Source organism: Oceanobacillus jeddahensis (genome assembly GCF_000750635.1).
GTDB lineage: Bacteria > Bacillota > Bacilli > Bacillales > Amphibacillaceae > Oceanobacillus > Oceanobacillus jeddahense.
Genome location: NZ_CCDM010000002.1, coordinates 660,424 through 676,441, shown reverse-complemented (window position 1 = coordinate 676,441; position 16,018 = coordinate 660,424). Strand labels below are relative to the sequence as shown.

Annotated in this window: 15 protein-coding genes; 5 read left to right on the top strand and 10 right to left on the bottom strand. The window is 36.6% G+C overall.

Annotation, left to right across the window (positions count from 1 at the left end; all coding sequences use genetic code 11):
* Positions 1-29: 29 nt before the first annotated feature.
* From pyc to BN986_RS10985, 3 genes are all read right to left on the bottom strand, one after another.
* Positions 30-3,470 (bottom strand): pyruvate carboxylase, encoded by a 3,441-nt coding sequence (gene pyc / locus BN986_RS10995; RefSeq protein WP_040979884.1) that lies wholly within the window; start codon positions 3,468-3,470, stop codon positions 30-32.
* Positions 3,467-4,651, bottom strand: coding sequence for a putative lipid II flippase FtsW (gene ftsW / locus BN986_RS10990; protein WP_040979882.1), 1,185 nt, complete (start codon positions 4,649-4,651; stop codon positions 3,467-3,469). Before ftsW ends, pyc begins: the two co-directional genes overlap by 4 nt.
* Before the next feature lie 679 nt (positions 4,652-5,330).
* Positions 5,331-5,612 (bottom strand): Fpa/YlaN family protein, encoded by a 282-nt coding sequence (locus tag BN986_RS10985; RefSeq protein WP_040979880.1) that lies wholly within the window; start codon positions 5,610-5,612, stop codon positions 5,331-5,333.
* Positions 5,613-5,913: 301 nt separating this feature from the next.
* On the opposite strand from BN986_RS10985, the gene BN986_RS10980 reads away from it, so the two are divergent.
* Complete coding sequence (locus tag BN986_RS10980) at positions 5,914-6,360, top strand: hypothetical protein (RefSeq protein WP_040979878.1); 447 nt, start codon at positions 5,914-5,916, stop codon at positions 6,358-6,360.
* 416 nt (positions 6,361-6,776) lie between these two features.
* Here the strand turns inward: BN986_RS10980 and BN986_RS10975 are convergent, their stop codons facing one another.
* Positions 6,777-7,055: a hypothetical protein gene (locus tag BN986_RS10975; protein WP_040979876.1), complete on the bottom strand. Its 279-nt coding sequence runs from the start codon at positions 7,053-7,055 to the stop codon at positions 6,777-6,779.
* A 237-nt stretch (positions 7,056-7,292) separates the two neighbouring features.
* Here BN986_RS10975 and BN986_RS10970 point away from each other — a divergent pair, with 237 nt between their 5' ends.
* Positions 7,293-7,496, top strand: coding sequence for a YlaI family protein (locus BN986_RS10970; protein WP_040979873.1), 204 nt, complete (start codon positions 7,293-7,295; stop codon positions 7,494-7,496).
* Between the two features lie 99 nt (positions 7,497-7,595).
* Here BN986_RS10970 and BN986_RS10965 read toward each other — a convergent pair whose 3' ends face one another.
* Positions 7,596-7,904 (bottom strand): YlaH-like family protein, encoded by a 309-nt coding sequence (locus tag BN986_RS10965; RefSeq protein ID WP_040979871.1) that lies wholly within the window; start codon positions 7,902-7,904, stop codon positions 7,596-7,598.
* Positions 7,905-8,293: 389 nt separating this feature from the next.
* Here BN986_RS10965 and BN986_RS27360 point away from each other — a divergent pair, with 389 nt between their 5' ends.
* The gene (locus tag BN986_RS27360; protein WP_187378547.1) at positions 8,294-8,467 is read left to right on the top strand and encodes a DUF5325 family protein; all 174 of its coding nucleotides are present in this window, start codon (positions 8,294-8,296) and stop codon (positions 8,465-8,467) included.
* On the opposite strand, the gene BN986_RS10960 is transcribed toward BN986_RS27360, so the two are convergent.
* Both BN986_RS10960 and BN986_RS10955 read right to left on the bottom strand, forming a co-directional pair.
* Positions 8,468-9,274, bottom strand: coding sequence for an inositol monophosphatase family protein (locus BN986_RS10960; RefSeq protein WP_040979869.1), 807 nt, complete (start codon positions 9,272-9,274; stop codon positions 8,468-8,470).
* Between the two features lie 911 nt (positions 9,275-10,185).
* A complete protein-coding gene (locus tag BN986_RS10955) occupies positions 10,186-10,374 on the bottom strand; it encodes a hypothetical protein (protein WP_040979867.1) in 189 nt (62 codons plus the stop codon).
* Between the two features lie 288 nt (positions 10,375-10,662).
* Between BN986_RS10955 and BN986_RS10950 the strand changes: the two genes are divergently transcribed.
* Positions 10,663-11,286 carry a YktB family protein gene (locus tag BN986_RS10950; protein ID WP_262362464.1) on the top strand — a complete coding sequence of 208 codons (624 nt, stop codon included), beginning with the start codon at positions 10,663-10,665 and terminating at the stop codon, positions 11,284-11,286.
* Positions 11,287-11,326: 40 nt separating this feature from the next.
* On the opposite strand, the gene BN986_RS10945 is transcribed toward BN986_RS10950, so the two are convergent.
* The 3 genes from BN986_RS10945 to BN986_RS10935 are packed head-to-tail and all read right to left on the bottom strand — an operon-like array spanning position 11,327 to position 13,472.
* Positions 11,327-11,596, bottom strand: a complete 270-nt coding sequence (locus tag BN986_RS10945; protein WP_040979863.1) for a UPF0223 family protein — start codon at positions 11,594-11,596, stop codon at positions 11,327-11,329.
* Between the two features lie 2 nt (positions 11,597-11,598).
* Positions 11,599-12,561, bottom strand: a complete 963-nt coding sequence (locus BN986_RS10940; protein WP_040979861.1) for an NAD(P)H-dependent flavin oxidoreductase — start codon at positions 12,559-12,561, stop codon at positions 11,599-11,601.
* A 20-nt stretch (positions 12,562-12,581) separates the two neighbouring features.
* Positions 12,582-13,472, bottom strand: a complete 891-nt coding sequence (locus BN986_RS10935; protein WP_040979859.1) for a polysaccharide deacetylase family protein — start codon at positions 13,470-13,472, stop codon at positions 12,582-12,584.
* Positions 13,473-14,238: 766 nt separating this feature from the next.
* Here BN986_RS10935 and BN986_RS10925 point away from each other — a divergent pair.
* Complete coding sequence (locus BN986_RS10925; protein ID WP_262362469.1) at positions 14,239-15,864, top strand: BCCT family transporter; 1,626 nt, start codon at positions 14,239-14,241, stop codon at positions 15,862-15,864.
* Positions 15,865-16,018: the final 154 nt, after the last annotated feature.

The window sequence follows — 16,018 nt, the reverse complement described above, 5'->3', positions numbered from 1 at the left end:
GACATGCCTGCCAAGGGACTTTATTTTATTTACTCAAATTCAATTAATAAATCATTTACCGCAATCGAACTACCTGCTTGAACATGAATTTCCTTAATGACACCATCAAGTGGAGCCTGTACAGAAGTTTCCATCTTCATTGCTTCATTTGTCATCAGATGCTGTCCTTTTTTAACCGTGTCTCCTTTCGCACAATGCACTTCAAGAACGGTACCAGGCATGGTTGCACCTACATGATTTGGATTGGATTTATCTGCTTTTGGATTTATTGCGATCGCAGACTCAATACTGTTATCACGAACAGCAATTTCACGGGATTGTCCATTTAGTTGGAAATAAATAACTCGAGTGCCGTCTTCTTTTGGTTCTGAAATAGAAACAAGTTTCACAATAAGCGTTTTACCTTTTTCAATCTCTACTTCAATCACTTCACCAAGCTTCATACCGTAGAAGAAAGTCGGTGTATCTAATACAGACATGTCCCCATACGTGTTCAAGAACTCCTGATAGTCTTTGAATACTTTCGGATAAAGTGCATTTGAAATTAAATCATGACTGTTCACCGGACGATTCAGCTCATTGTAAAGTGTATCACGCATTTCTTTAAAATCAACATCTTCCATTAACTCCCCTGGTCTAACGGTAATAGGCTCTCTATCTTTTAGAATCAGCTTTTGCAGTTTTTCTGGGAAACCTTGATATGGCTGGCCAATATATCCTTGGGCAAATTCAATAACAGAATCAGGGAAATCAATCGATTCACCTTTTTCATAAAGGCTTTCCTCCGTTAAGTCATTTTGTACCATAAAGAGTGCCATATCTCCCACCACTTTGGATGATGGAGTAACCTTTACGATATCTCCAAACATATCATTCACTTTACGGAACATTGCTTTCACTTCATTCCAGCGATCTCCTAAACCAACAGCTTTTGCTTGTTGCTGCAGGTTACTATACTGACCACCTGGCATTTCATGATGATAAATTTCTGTATGTGGTGCGTTCATTCCACTTTCAAAATCTTTGTAGTACTTCCGAACACCTTCCCAATACTGCCCAATCTCTTCCACTTTATCAATATTTAGCTCTGGCTGTTGCCCGGTTCCATCTAAAGCATAATAAAGAGATTGTGCACTTGGTTGTGAAGTCATTCCAGCCATGGAACCTACAGCAACATCAACAGCATCTACTCCCGCTTCAATTGCTTTGGAATATGCGTAAACACCATTTCCGCTTGTATCATGTGTATGCAAGTGAATTGGAATATCTACCGTTTCTTTCAATGTACTGATAAGTTGATAGGCTGCTTCTGGCTTCAGTAAACCTGCCATATCTTTAATTCCCAGGATATGTGCGCCTGCCGTTTCTAATTCTTTAGCCATGTTTTTATAGTATTCAACATCGTATTTAGTTCTGCCAGTATCTAAGATATCACCAGTGTAACAAATCGCTGCTTCCGCAATTTTATCTGTTTTACGGACATTATCAATTGCTACTTGCATCCCTTCTACCCAGTTCAAGCTATCGAAAATACGGAATACATCGATACCTGCTTCTGCACTTTTCTCAACAAATAATTCGATGACATTATCTGGATAATTTTTATATCCAACCGCGTTACTTGCACGAAGTAACATTTGGAACAACACATTTGGCATACGTTTTCTCAACTGCAGCAGTCTTTCCCAAGGATCTTCTTTTAAGAAGCGATATGCCACATCATAAGTTGCCCCACCCCACATTTCTACAGAAAATAGGTTTGGCATTAATTTTGCTGTTGGCTCTGCAATGTGCAATAAGTCATTTGTACGAACTCGTGTAGCTAATAAAGATTGATGCGCATCACGGAATGTCGTATCGGTTAACATAACCTGTTTTTGCTCTTTAAGCCACTTCGCAAGCCCTTCCGGACCACGTTCATCTAAAATTTGTTTTGCTCCCTGCTGTATTTCTATATTTTCTATATTTGGAATAATTAATTTTTCGAAATCAGGTTTTTCTTGTTTTTCCGCACCATCTACGCCATTTATAGTCGTATTCGCAATATATGTCAGCATTTTGGTTCCACGGTCACGACGTACTGGGAAAATAAACAATTCAGGTGTTTTATCAATGAAAGTCGTATCATATTCTCCTGACAAAAACTGTTCATGCAGCATAACATTTTCTAAAAATGGGATATTTGTCTTAATTCCTCTAATACGGAATTCTTTTAAATTTCGCACCATTTTAATTGTAGCTTGTTCAAAATCAAGTGCCCATGTAGAAACTTTAACTAGTAACGAATCATAATGAGGTGAAATAACTGCTCCTTGATACGCATTTCCAGCATCTAAGCGAACACCAAATCCGCCCCCGCTCCGATATGCATTAATTTTTCCTGTATCTGGCATAAAATCGTTCAGCGGATCTTCCGATGTTACACGAGACTGAATAGCATAACCTTGTGTTGTAATTTTATCCTGTACTGGGATGCCAACTTCCTTATCATGTAATCCAAACCCATCAGCAACTTTTATTTGTGTCTGAACAATATCTACACCTGTAATCATCTCTGTAATCGTATGTTCCACTTGAACACGCGGATTTACTTCAATAAAGTAGAAGTCATTTTCGGTTACAAGAAACTCCACGGTACCAGCATTGATATAGTCCACATTTTCCATTAAATCTACAGCTGCCTGGCAAATTGCTTCTCTTAAATTTTCATTTAAAGATAAGCTTGGAGCTACTTCAATTAATTTTTGATGACGACGCTGCACGGAACAGTCTCTTTCATATAAATGAACAATATTCCCTTGTGTATCACCAATAATTTGCACTTCGATATGTTTCGGGTTTTCAATTAATTTTTCAACATAAATTTCATCATTGCCAAAAGCAGCTTTTGCTTCTGATTTTGCCCGGTCGTATGCATTGTCTACTTCATTTGCATCCTGAACCACACGCATTCCTCTTCCGCCGCCGCCAAGAGAAGCTTTAATAATAATAGGATAGCCATGTTTCTCTCCAAAAGCTTTTACTTCTTCTAATGAGTCAACTGGACCATCACTGCCTGGAATAATTGGTAAATTTGCAGCTAGAGCTTGTTCTCTCGCTTTTACTTTATCCCCAAACATATTTAAATGCTCGCTGGTAGGACCGATAAAAATTATACCTTCTTCTTCACAACGTCTGGCAAATTCAATGTTCTCAGAAAGGAATCCATATCCTGGATGAATAGCATCTACTTCTACTTCTTTTGCTAAAGCAATGATTCCTTCGATATCTAAGTAAGCGTCGATAGGCTTTTTCCCTTCCCCGATTAAATAAGCTTCATCTGCTTTAAACCGGTGAAAGGAAGAAGAATCTTCGCTGGAATAAACTGCTACGGTGCGAATATTTAACTCGGTACAAGCCCGGAATACACGTATGGCAATTTCTCCTCTGTTCGCAACTAATACTTTGCTAATTTGCTTCAAGTCTGTCATGCTTTACCACCTCTGTACGTATTGATAGATTTTTTGGAGAATAAACTAGATTTGGGTACCAGTTCTTCTCTTTCATTTTCTTTCTTATTAACTTGCAAAGCTATATTATTAAGAATCCCCATAGCTATCATCATAAAGAGCAAGGAAGATCCTCCATAACTGATAAATGGCAAAGGTACACCTGTAATTGGTAGAACCCCGCTAATTGCGCCTAAATTAATAAAAGTTTGAATGCCTACCATCGATGCAATTCCAAGTGCAAGTAAAGAACCAAAACTATCCTGACATTTCCTTGAAATATAAAGTCCTCTAAAGACAATTGTAGCCAACAGGCCTAAAACAATCGCTACTCCTATAAATCCAAGCTCCTCTGCAATAATGGCCATAATAAAATCGGTATGACCTTCTACCAGAAAGCCCAGCTTTTGGATGCTTTGCCCCAACCCTTCCCCTGTTAAACCGCCAACACCAATCGCAACATACGATTGAATTAATTGATAACCATTTAAATCTGGAGAATTAAACGGCTGGTAAGCACCCGTGAAACGAGATAGCCTTTCTTCTGTTACCATATTTGGAATGGCAAAAGCCAACAGAAGCACCCCTGCAAAAACAAGGATAGATAAGTGTTTCCATTTAATACCAGAAGCAAAGATAACAGAACATGCCATTAAAAAAATAATGGACGCTGTTCCAACATCCGGCTGCCTCATAATTAACCCAAGAACGATTGCTGTAATAATAAGCGGAGGTAATACTCCTTTACTAAATTGGTCTAAGTAAGCCTGCTTTTTAGAATAGATAGCAGCTAAATACATAATTAGACCAAGCTTGGCAACTTCGGCAGGCTGCAAGCTAAATGGACCAAATCGAAACCACGATCTCGCATTATTAACTGTATCTCCAAAGAAAAGTACAGCTACAAGTAAGACAATACAAGATATAATGATTATTTTCATCAGTCTTTGATAAATTTGGTAAGGCAAGAAGGATGTAACCACAAATCCCAGAAGCGCAACAATAAAGAAGACTAATTGCCTGTTAAGGTAAAAATTGCTGTTTGATCCCTCCACAACTGCTAACACCATACTTGCACTATATACCATCACTACCCCAAAGCCAGCTAATAGAATTGGTGTAATCATCAATGTGAAATCGAAGTGTTTCCAATTTTTTAACATTATTTTTCTCCTAGTCACTATGTAAGTTTAAGAGATTTTTAACAGTATATCATATTATTTATAGAGCTGTTATTATTATCTCTTATTTGTCAGTATACATTTTTTTACATATATCAAACAATAGATAGCTCTAAAATATTTCATTATAACTTCAAAAACCTCGTGTAATTGTGTTGAATTTATCTTTCAGCTTTCTGTTATTACGCATGTAAATACTCCACGTTAATTTTTTAAATGTCTCCACGTTGTTGGGTACGATTTAGCGGGCTATTACATATTCCTGTTTATTACTGCTATATTAAGCACTAAAACGCAACCATCTACTCGCCCTTTGCTGATACAAGGATGTACGCTTCAACAATACCAAAAAGGACGTGGAAAACGCAGCCGGAGTTCCTCGAACCGGCCGATCTTATTTCATCGGCTAAGACCGGTCACGACGTCTGATTAATCTCGATACGGGAACGTTGTGTCCGCCGTACTTTCCTATAGTGCAACGTAAATAAGTAATCTGTTTCCCTTTAAGGCATGGATTAGCAACATTTATTTAACGCTAAAGTATACAAGTAATTGTATCAGAATAAACACAAATTCTTTTCTTATCTTTATAAAAAAACCTTGCCGCTCGTTAAATTGGCAAAGTTTTATTTCGGTACTGTCACAGTAATTGTCCACATTATTACAACGTACCTTGTGAAGCTTCATGTAATATATTAAGCTTTTTCTCCAGGTTTCCTAAAAGATTTCGTCCTTCTTCTTCTGTAATTAATTCTAAACGAACTGCAAAATCAATTTCTCTAGATAAGCCAAACATCTGTGTATCCAGTACGTCCTCGTAAACAGGACATTGTGGCATGGTTAAATTTTCTATCTGAACCTCGATTAAACGAAGTATCTTATCAGCATCAGCTTTCAAAAGAGCGTGGGCTTTTTCACGGTGATTAATCGTTACATCAGGCATCAATATAATCCCCTCCGCATATTATCATTCTTTATATAATATTATCGCTACAAGCCCAAAAATGCAAATATAACTTAAGTATAATGTTAAAATTACGCTGTTTTTTCTTTTTTTGGTTATAAACCATTTCAGATATATGTAACGTATATTTGAAGTAAAATAGATGAAAGTAATCCTGAATTTTGCTATTCTTATAAATGGAAGTACGCGTAAACTGTATTTGAGAAGCAAACGCTTCCCTATATAATCTTGTGCTACATGTATATATAAGCGGAATTAATTTTAGGGGGATCAAAATAACATGATTGTAATGATTAAAGGAAATGTCGGCTATCCTATCACACTTGACCCAACTGTATGGATTTTTGACGACAGAAAAATTGAACTGGAAAAAGCTTTTGTTGAAAAAGAAGAAGAGGCAGCAAGTACGTCCATTTTTCATAAGCCTCCTGTGAATCGGAGCATCTCCAAGATGGAAGGAGAAGAATATTTAAAAAATAGTTATGTGATTCCACTTCATGACTTTCTTAATAACGCAGAACCGAAAGCAAATGCCGAGGAAATTGAATTTATTAAAAGCAACGATGAGAATGAAAAAATAGCTTTAAAAGACGCTAAAAATGGCTATTTACTTTTCTCGTCAGAAGGAAAACCTCTTTTTGAAGATGGCCCTGTTCATTTCTATTATAAAGACGGCTCTAATCAAGATAATCCGATTAAGTATATTAAAGAAATTCATGTTCATTAATAACTAGAAAAACTTGTACAAGGATGTGGTGACTTCGCCGTCCCCACAAATGTCTTCGGCAGGGCGAGCAACCGCAGTCCCAGAGGAAAAACACGGAGACTCCTGTGGGAAAGCGCGGAGGGAAGACCCCGCAGAAAAAAGCGAACTTCTTTTTTCGAGGAGGCTGAGCTCAAGCCCACGGAAAGCGTAGTGTTTTTCCGTAGCGGTCGATTAACCTGACAACATTGGTAATCGCAGCCCCAAGAACGTGAAGTATTCCTCGAAGTTCCTTTAAAGCCATTTTTCATTGACTAGAATAAGTCATATTCTGTAACCAACGTTGATACTAGAACATTTGTGTCTATCATACTTTCCTATTGCGTCATAAAGCCCGCATGCTGTATGTGAATCTTACAAATCAGCATGCGGACTTTTTATTATCTAGTTTCATTTTCTTGTAATAACTGACGCATTTTATCCTTTTTTTCATTGTAGTACTGTACGCCAAATTGCGATCCTTCTGAAACCATTTTAGCATTTTCAAGTTGATCCAATTCTTTTTCTGTAAATTCATCAGGCTTTCCGGCATTTTCAAAAACTCGTAGTGTTCCCGTGGCTGATTTTAATTTTTTTCGTTTTTTTCTGTCTGATAATAATATACCGGCAACTCCTGCTCCGACTGCACCTAACGCTGATACAACATATCTTTTTTTCATATTATCATCCTTTCAATAAAATGAAACTTCATTCTGTTAGAGTTTTCTTATCTCTCCCCGACTAAAGAGTCGTTAAACCAATCAGTCTTCATCCAAGCAATAGTTCCTTTCTTTAATTTTATCATTCCCACTTCTCATGTTTTCAAACTTTGATTATTTAATTCGGCCCTAAAAATATGCTATACTATATGAATACAAGACATCGTTTTACTATTTTTACCGAATCGAGGTGGCAACATGCAGGTTAAATGCACCATATGTGATAAAGTGGAAGAAATAGAAAATGATTCACTGCATGCGAAAAGATTACGTAATCGAAGAAAAAATATTCATTTATGTACGCCGTGTTATAAACGGATTGAGGAAAATACTAAAAAAAGACTAGCTACAGGGAATTTTCGTTTCTATCAAGAAGTGAAGAAAGTAGATGACTACTTATAGCTTGTCTTAACTCAAATAAAAAGAAGCTGGATTTACCAATTTGGTAAATCCAGCTTCTTTTTATTATATACATCTAAGATTTTATCAAACATTTTTTGCTTATGCATTATCTTCTTGCACGCTATTACGGTTTTTCCTCTCGCGATGTAATCGAAAACGATAAATTCCTAACACCAAAATGATAACAATTAAACACTCAATCGTTGGCATCCGCATTACTGTTGAGAAGATAGTTATAACAAATGTACCAATCATTAATAGTATGTATACAATAATATTTTTTCCAATTGGGAGCTTTTTTGCAAAACCGAGCTGATAAGCGATTGCTGAAAGAATTAAGTTCATCACGTAAAAAATCCAGAAAATATTGTCTGTTCCATTTACTTCAAGAATATAATCTAATACCATACTTATATGCCACCTTATCTATAGAGGATGTTCAAAATAAAATGTTTGGAAAAGGTCCTCCTGCTAAGAATGCACACATCGAGCGGCGGACATAGGTGCTACCACAACACGCAAAACGGTTAGATACCCTCGGAATTTGCAAGTGTCGTTGTTACAACAACTCATTTCAATGGGACGAGTAATCGAAATGCCAGTCCCCGGTGTTGCGGTCTTAGCCGGCATTACCCTTTTGGCCATCCTTTTTGAACACACATTTATACCTTCCTTCATCATACTAAAAGTCCTTTCACATGACTAGAGAAAAATGAAAAATTATATGTCTGTTTTTTGAAGTTCTCTGTTTTATCCTTTATACTGATTTGTGGACAGATAGTAAAGGCGGTTGAAAAATGAAGAAATTAGATATTCCAATGCTATTATTAGCATGTCTAGTCGTCCTGTTATTTATTTTAGTTGGATTGGCTATTGCTTTCCGAAGTGTATGGGCTATCATTTTATGTATTATTCTAGCATTTTCTGTGTTCGGATTTGCAATGTCTAAAAAGAAAAAAAGGAAGGAATGATTATTTCCTTCCTTCCTTTAAAAATTCTATAATGGACCCGTATATTGCCGGGTTAGCTACTACAGCTGGTGACCTTTCTAATGGATTCCAGGGATTCCCATCGGCATCTCCTACAATACCTCCAACCTCTTTATTCAATATAATACCACCCGCAACATCCCAAGGTGCAAGACTCAATGCAAGATAAGCATCTTGTACTCCTTCAGCAACGTGTGCTAATTCTAATGCTGCAGATCCAATGGTCCGTGCTCCTCTTATCGTCCGTACAAATTTTTGCATAACAGTATAATCTACGACTTTGTTGTTACATAACCAAAAATGATTCATACCGACAATAGCTTCTTCTAATTTTTTCTCCTTGTCCAACGAAGCTAGCTTAATATCATTTTTAAAAGCACCTTCTCCGCGCTTCGCATGGTATAAAATATCATCCATCACATCATAAACAAAACCAATTTCACCCACACCATTATGTAGAATACCAATAGATATAGCAAATGTGCGTTTTTGATGGATAAAGTTCATCGTGCCATCAATCGGATCAATAATCCATATTGTTCCGTCGACATTAGACAATGTATCTCCAAATCCTTCTTCACCAATTATATGGTGTTCCGGATAAGTTTGATGAATACGATCTACTAAAAACTTTTCTGTCTGTTTATCTAAAATAGTTACCAAGTCATTAGGATTTGATTTTGCTTCAATGCCTAATGGCTCATTCATATGCTCACGAATTTGAGCACCTGCTTCATATATCCAATTTCTTGCTATTTCGTAAATTTCCTGTCTTTGTTCCTGATTCATTTATTCATCGCCTCCAAAAACTTTTAAAAAGCTTAGCAAAGTTCGGTCTTTATTAGCACAAGCATGTGCTTGCTTCGGCGTACCCACAGAAGCACGACAAACTTAATCGAAGTTCCTTTTAATCTGTCGTTTTCTTCATTAACTAAGAACAGTCATCTCATGTAGCAGGCTTTGATACTAGGAAATCAAATCCGCCGTATTTATGCTAAAATTCTTTATACTTTATTAAAATGTAAGTAAGGTTATTTTATCAGACTCTTCCTCATTAGACCAATTCTAAACTTTTGATCAGCACACACCTCCTGATTAAGTTTATCCACAATCACATTCAATGAACTAGTCCTAAAGAAAACTTGGTATTCGTTAAAGGGAGACTTAAAAGCATATTTTGCTTTCTTAGTCAGTTAAGAAACTTTCTTACTGCATAAGTGTAACTAAGGCTATCACCTAAAGGCTTGATGACAACCAAGTTTCAAATATCCCTTATACTCTTGAGTGCAACCCTTTTGCGAATGCCTTAGTGGGACTGAGGATGGGGATGCGATTACCCGCCCCCATCAAAACCGTTGCACTTATACTTTATTCCTTGAATTCTTTCTTAAAGTGCAAAAGAAATTTTATTTATCTTTGTTATTATTAACGTTTATTTGTAGGAAGAGGTTTCTAAGGGAAGAGGATGTTTATTTTTTAGCTCTCCACCAAAATCTACGGGTAACCAATTAGATAATAGTAGTTTGACCCCAATATACTCCTTCCTATGCATTTCTACCGCATTAGCAAAAATGGTTGTCACCAAGCTTTAGGTGACAACCATTTTTAAATCCTAAGGCTGGGATTACTCGTTTTATCAAAAACCGGTTGCATTTATACAGTAAGAAAGCTGTCGCTTATTGGGATAATCTAACATTATATTAATCTATAAGATTCTTCCATTGCTCACTAAGCTGCTTTAATCTTTCTTTAGACTTAATAATCTGTACCGTATTTTCATCTTGCATCGCTTCGTACAATGTTGCTAATTCATAATCAATCTCTAATTTAATGACAGGGAGACGTTCTTCTGCTTCTTTGCGACGAAGAGCTTCCATAACATATTTCATCCTATCACTCCTTTATGGGAATACTCACGTTTCACCTGAAAAGCTATTGAGTTTCGTATCATGTATGTGCTATATATTATGATTTACAGAATAAATTGTTCACCAAAAATAATAAATCAATTTATTGTTATCGTTCTATTCCCTTTATTTAGAGTATTAAAACCTTTTCTTGATTGTTAAACCAAGGCTTTTCCCGGTTTTCTCCTTTGACTTGACTTCTTCCTATAGATAAAGAATAATAATTTATATTAAAAAAAGTACACAATAATAAAGGGAAGGATGATATTTGTGGAACTGCATCATTTTACAAAAAAAGATTTTCAAACTTTTACAATTGACGGGTTAGATGAACGTATGGAAGCAATCCAAAATAGAATACAGCCAAAATTTCAAGCAATCGGTGAAGAACTTGTCTCCTACTTGTCTGAGAAAACAGAACAAGAGCTTTATTTACATATTGCGAAACACGCACGCAGAAGCGTTAATCCGCCAAATGATACCTGGTTAGCGATTGCAGATAATAAAAGAGGTTATAAAAAGCACCCTCATTTTCAAGTTGGGTTATTTGATGACCATTTATTTATTTGGTTAGCACTTATTTACGAATTACCGAACAAACAAAAAATTGCAGAAAGCTATTTAGAAAATTATAACGAAATAAAAAATCTTCCGAAATCATTTGTTATCTCTTTAGATCATACAAAAAAAGATACTATTTCTTTGGAAGAATTAAGTAAAAAAGAATTGGAACGTTTCCGTGATGTAAAAAAAGCAGAATTCCTAATCGGCAAGCATCTATCTTATGATGATCCCATTTTACAAAATGATAAAGAACTATTCACAACTATTACAGAAACATATGATCAGCTGCTTACGCTTTATCAATTAGCCCTAGATAGCCGGGATGCATAAAAGAAAGCCCCCTAAACACTAAAAGTTTAGGGGGCTTTCCTTACTTCATAGAAATAAACGTATCTTCAGAGGCTCTTGCTTTTTTCACAACATGGTAGCTGGAATATCCTGATGATCGCTTGAATTCTTCAAATAATTGCTTTTCTTCACTTTTAGATGGAACAATTTCTTTAAATCGGCGATATAAAGAAATCAAGTCTGACCGTCTCACATTTTTTTCATACGCCTGTTCAATTAAAGAGAAAAAATTGACGACATCAATAATTTCTTGCGTCGACCATGTCTCATCCATTGGATACGCATAATTCATTATTACACCTCTTTACTCCATTTTTCTTTCACCTGATCTGCTTCACGTATCATGGAGCTCATTAATTCTTTCACACTTAAAATTTGATGAATGCGGCTGGCGCCTTGACCCGCCCAGCCAAAACCAGTCGAATCCTCGCCAGAATAGATATATTTTTGATTTACCTCTCCACTAATATAATCTTTTAACTGTTCATAATTATTCCCGTGCTTTTTTTCCAATTTCAGGATATTTTCTGTAAAAGGTGTTCGTAATGCTCTTGCCGGTGTACCTAATGATCGTTTAATCACAACCGTATCTCCTTCACTTGCCGACACAATTGCTTTTTTATAATTTGTATGCGCCTGAACTTCCTTTGTTGCAATAAACCTTGTTCCCATTTCAATTCCTTCTGCTCCAAGAGCAAGTGCAGCCATCAAGCCCCTCCCATCGACAATACCGCCGGAAGCAATAACAGGAATATCAAGTTCATCCGCAACTTGCGGTGCAAGTACAATCGTGCCAGTGTCACTTCTACCCAAGTGACCTCCACCTTCTTGTCCGACAACCATTACGGCATCCGCACCTAATTCCTGCGCTTTCACAGCCTGTCTAACCGATGCAACCAACACAAGTTTTTTGATAGGATGATCTTTTAGCATATCTAATACACCAGCAGGATTTCCTCCAGTAACAGAAACAACAGGTACTTGCTCATCTATAGCGACCTGTACCATATGGTCAAATTTTCTGCCATGCTGACCAATAGCAAAATTTACACCAAATGGTTGATCTGTTAATTGCTTTACTTTTTGTATTTCTTTTTGTAGATCTTCTGGAGAAGCCAAACTCATTGCTGTAATTTGTCCCAGCCCTCCAGCATTACTGACTGCGGCAGCAAGATCGGCATAAGCCAAATATGCCAATCCTCCTTGAATAATTGGATATTTAATATTTAACAGCTTGGTAATTCTTGTTTGATACATGGGTTCCCCTCCATATGACCCTATTCTAATGTTTCAATTAAATTAGGATCAGCCATTTCATAACCTTGATCTCGCAGACCATCAATAACATCCCCAAGCGCTTCATTCGTCCATTCACGGTCATGCATCAGGATATTGGCGCCAGACTGTAATAACGAATAGTTAATATCGATTTCAGGTGCTTCTCCTGAGATCAGAGCTTCTTTTAATTTATCTGCATCTTGATATTCCTCAAAATAGTCAAAACCATACGTCCAATTCATTAATACCATTCCCTCTTCTTTTACAACTTCACGGGAATGATCTGAATTTGCTCCGTGCGGTGCCCGGAAAAATTGCGGGCGTTCACCGATAATTTCTTCAATTTTATCATTCAGGCTAACAATTTCCTCTGTCTGTTCATCTTCTGGAATTTCCGGAATAACAGGGTGTGAATATGTATGGTTGCCGATCGGGAATCCCATTTCATGAATGGTCTTTAATGCTTCTTGCCCTTCTTCATCTTCAATAAAATGTCCATTTACAAAAAATATAGCTTTTGCATCCTTTTCCTGCAATGTTTCTGCCATTTCCAAGGCATACTCATCAGGCGCATCATCGATAGTAAGCAAAACTACCTCTTCATCCGCGTCCTCGATAGGAAGAATAGAAGCTGTTTCTTCGTCTATGTAATAAATCGGCTCTTGGTTTTCAGTATTATCCTCCTCATTTCCTTCTTCACCAGTTTCTTCTTCATTTGTTCCATTTTCATCCGAATCTTCCCTCTCTTGACTCTCGGTGTTATCTTCTGTTGTTTCCGTTTCCTCCTCAGGTTGTTCTGCACTGCTTTCCTCGTTATTATTCGAACTGCAGGCAACCATCATGCCAATCATTAGAACGAATACGACAAAAAAGATGCTTTTTCGTAGCATATTATCAAAAACCCCCATAAGCCATTATAAAATTCTGATTTTATTATAAGTGAGTTTTTTACAATGAGCAACTGAAGTATTTTTAAGAAAAGAAAATTAATATGTTTGATTTTTTTTTAAATAGGTAGTTAAATAAATAATAAGCTAAGAATCCAAAATACATAATGCGACATTATCTTTGTTTTTTTACACAAGAAAAATAGAATAAATAATTTAAATTCCATATTTGAAAACAAAGACATACATTTTCATTACCAAATTCTCCTTCTGATTACTTACAAATTGGGGTTTATGTAAATGATTACGAAACTATAAAAGATACGTACACTTTTTAATTACTTGTACAAGTGTTAAATCAAACGGTTGACAATAATGTTAAACGATTGTTAGGCTATTATAGGTATTTATCAAATGAAGAGGCATGAATCGACACAAAACCAGCCCAAAACTTTAAGCAGCTGTTTATTTATTCGGACACAATATAATCTATTTCATGTTTACGAATTCTTATTACAAACGTCAAAATCCATATTCCCAAAACCGATATCAATTGGATTTGTATCATAATTTTTATGACGTTTTCCATTTCACTATCCGTTTCTGGATAATCTCCCTTCAGAGGGGAATTATAAGCAATATCCATTAACTGAACTTTTTCAACAAAATGGTTCTTAGAATGAATAAACATATTAATTTTTTGCCATAGAGAAGATAGTGACGCTGCTTAGCTTACGTACATCGCTTAATACTATAAGGAGGTCATAATATTAAATCGAAAACAATTACGCCCGTTTTTTGGGTATCTATATCGTTGATACTTGTTTTTCTTATTTGGGGAACATTCTTTCCTGCAAATGTAGAATACGTTTTAGGCATCATTGATGGATTCATTTCCAATACATTTGGTTGGTTCTATATGCTGGTTACAACAGGCTTTATTCTTGTTGCATTATTCCTTATCTTCGGACCTTACGGGAAAATCAAATTAGGAAAACCGGATGATAAACCGGAATATAGCTATTTTACCTGGTTTGCTTTTCTATTCACTGCTGGCATGGGAGTTGGTCTCGTATTTTACGGTGTGACAGAACCTGTAACACATTATTATTCCCCCCCTTCTGCTGAACCAGAAACAGTAGCTGCAGCAGAACAGTCGATGCAGTATACTTTATTCCATTGGGGTTTCCATCCATGGTCTACTTATGCAGTACTTGCATTAGCACTTGCTTATTTTAAATTTCGTCACCGTGCCCCTGCTTTAATCAGCTCTGCTTTCGCACCATTGATAGGAGATCGTGCAAAAGGCGGTTGGGGAATTGCTATCGATACATTAGCTGTGTTTGCTACCGTATTTGGGATTGCAACTTCTCTTGGGCTTGGCGCAACACAGATTACGGCCGGGTTAAATTTTACATTTGACGGAATTCCAAATAACTTCACAGTTAATCTGATTGTTATTATCATTATTACAGCCTTATTCATGCTTTCTGCTACGACAGGCATCAATAGAGGGATTCGCTATCTGAGTTGGACCAACGTTGTTCTTGCTATTGGGTTAATGGTCTTTGTATTCATTCTAGGTTCCTCTACACAGATGATTGAATCTTTTACAACAACATTAGGAAATTATTTGCAGAATCTGCCAAGTATGACATTTAGCACAAATGCATTTGAGGGAAATCGAGGATTCCTAAATGATTGGACATTGTTTTATTGGGCATGGTGGATTGGCTGGTCACCGTTTGTCGGAACATTTATTGCCCGGGTTTCTAGAGGAAGAACGATTCGTGAGTTTGTTATCGGTGTAACTGCCGTACCAGTAATATTCAGTGCCTTCTGGTTCTCTGTTTTTGGCATAGCGGGACTAGAAATGGATATATCCCAAGGTGGAATGATTCATCAATTAATGAATGAAGTGGGTGAAGAAGTTGCTTTATTCGCTTTTCTTGAGTCTTCACCTATGGCTTCCATCGTTATTGGTGTTGCAGTACTCTTAATTTCATGTTTCTTCATTACTTCTGCCGACTCAGGAACCTTTGTTCTCAGCATGCTTACAACAGGTGGTAAATTAAATCCGAATATGGGTATAAAAGTTATTTGGGGCCTAATTTTAGCTGCTATCGCTACTGTACTACTGTGGTCTGGCGGTTTAAGTGCCTTAGAAATGGCTATGCTGATTGCTGCATTCCCATTTGCTATCTTAATGATTCTTATGACGATTTCTCTCTTTAAAGCATTAATAAGCGAGCATAAGATTTTAACATTAGAAGCTAGACAGCGCAGATATGATCCAGAGTTCCGAGAAAATCAGAAGAAAGAAATAAGAAAAATGAAAGAAGGATTTAAGAAAACACTTCCTGATACGGACGAAGAAAATAAAGACAACTTTTAGATTTTAACAAGGTCGCGAACTTAGTCTGCTTCCTTCATTCTCCCACTGAATTAGCCTTAGTGATTCAGGGAGTTAGCTCACCTGATCTCCCGCCTTAATAAATTCATTCTTACTCTTTATTTTGAGGCGGGAGTTTTACGGACGGTTCTCCGTG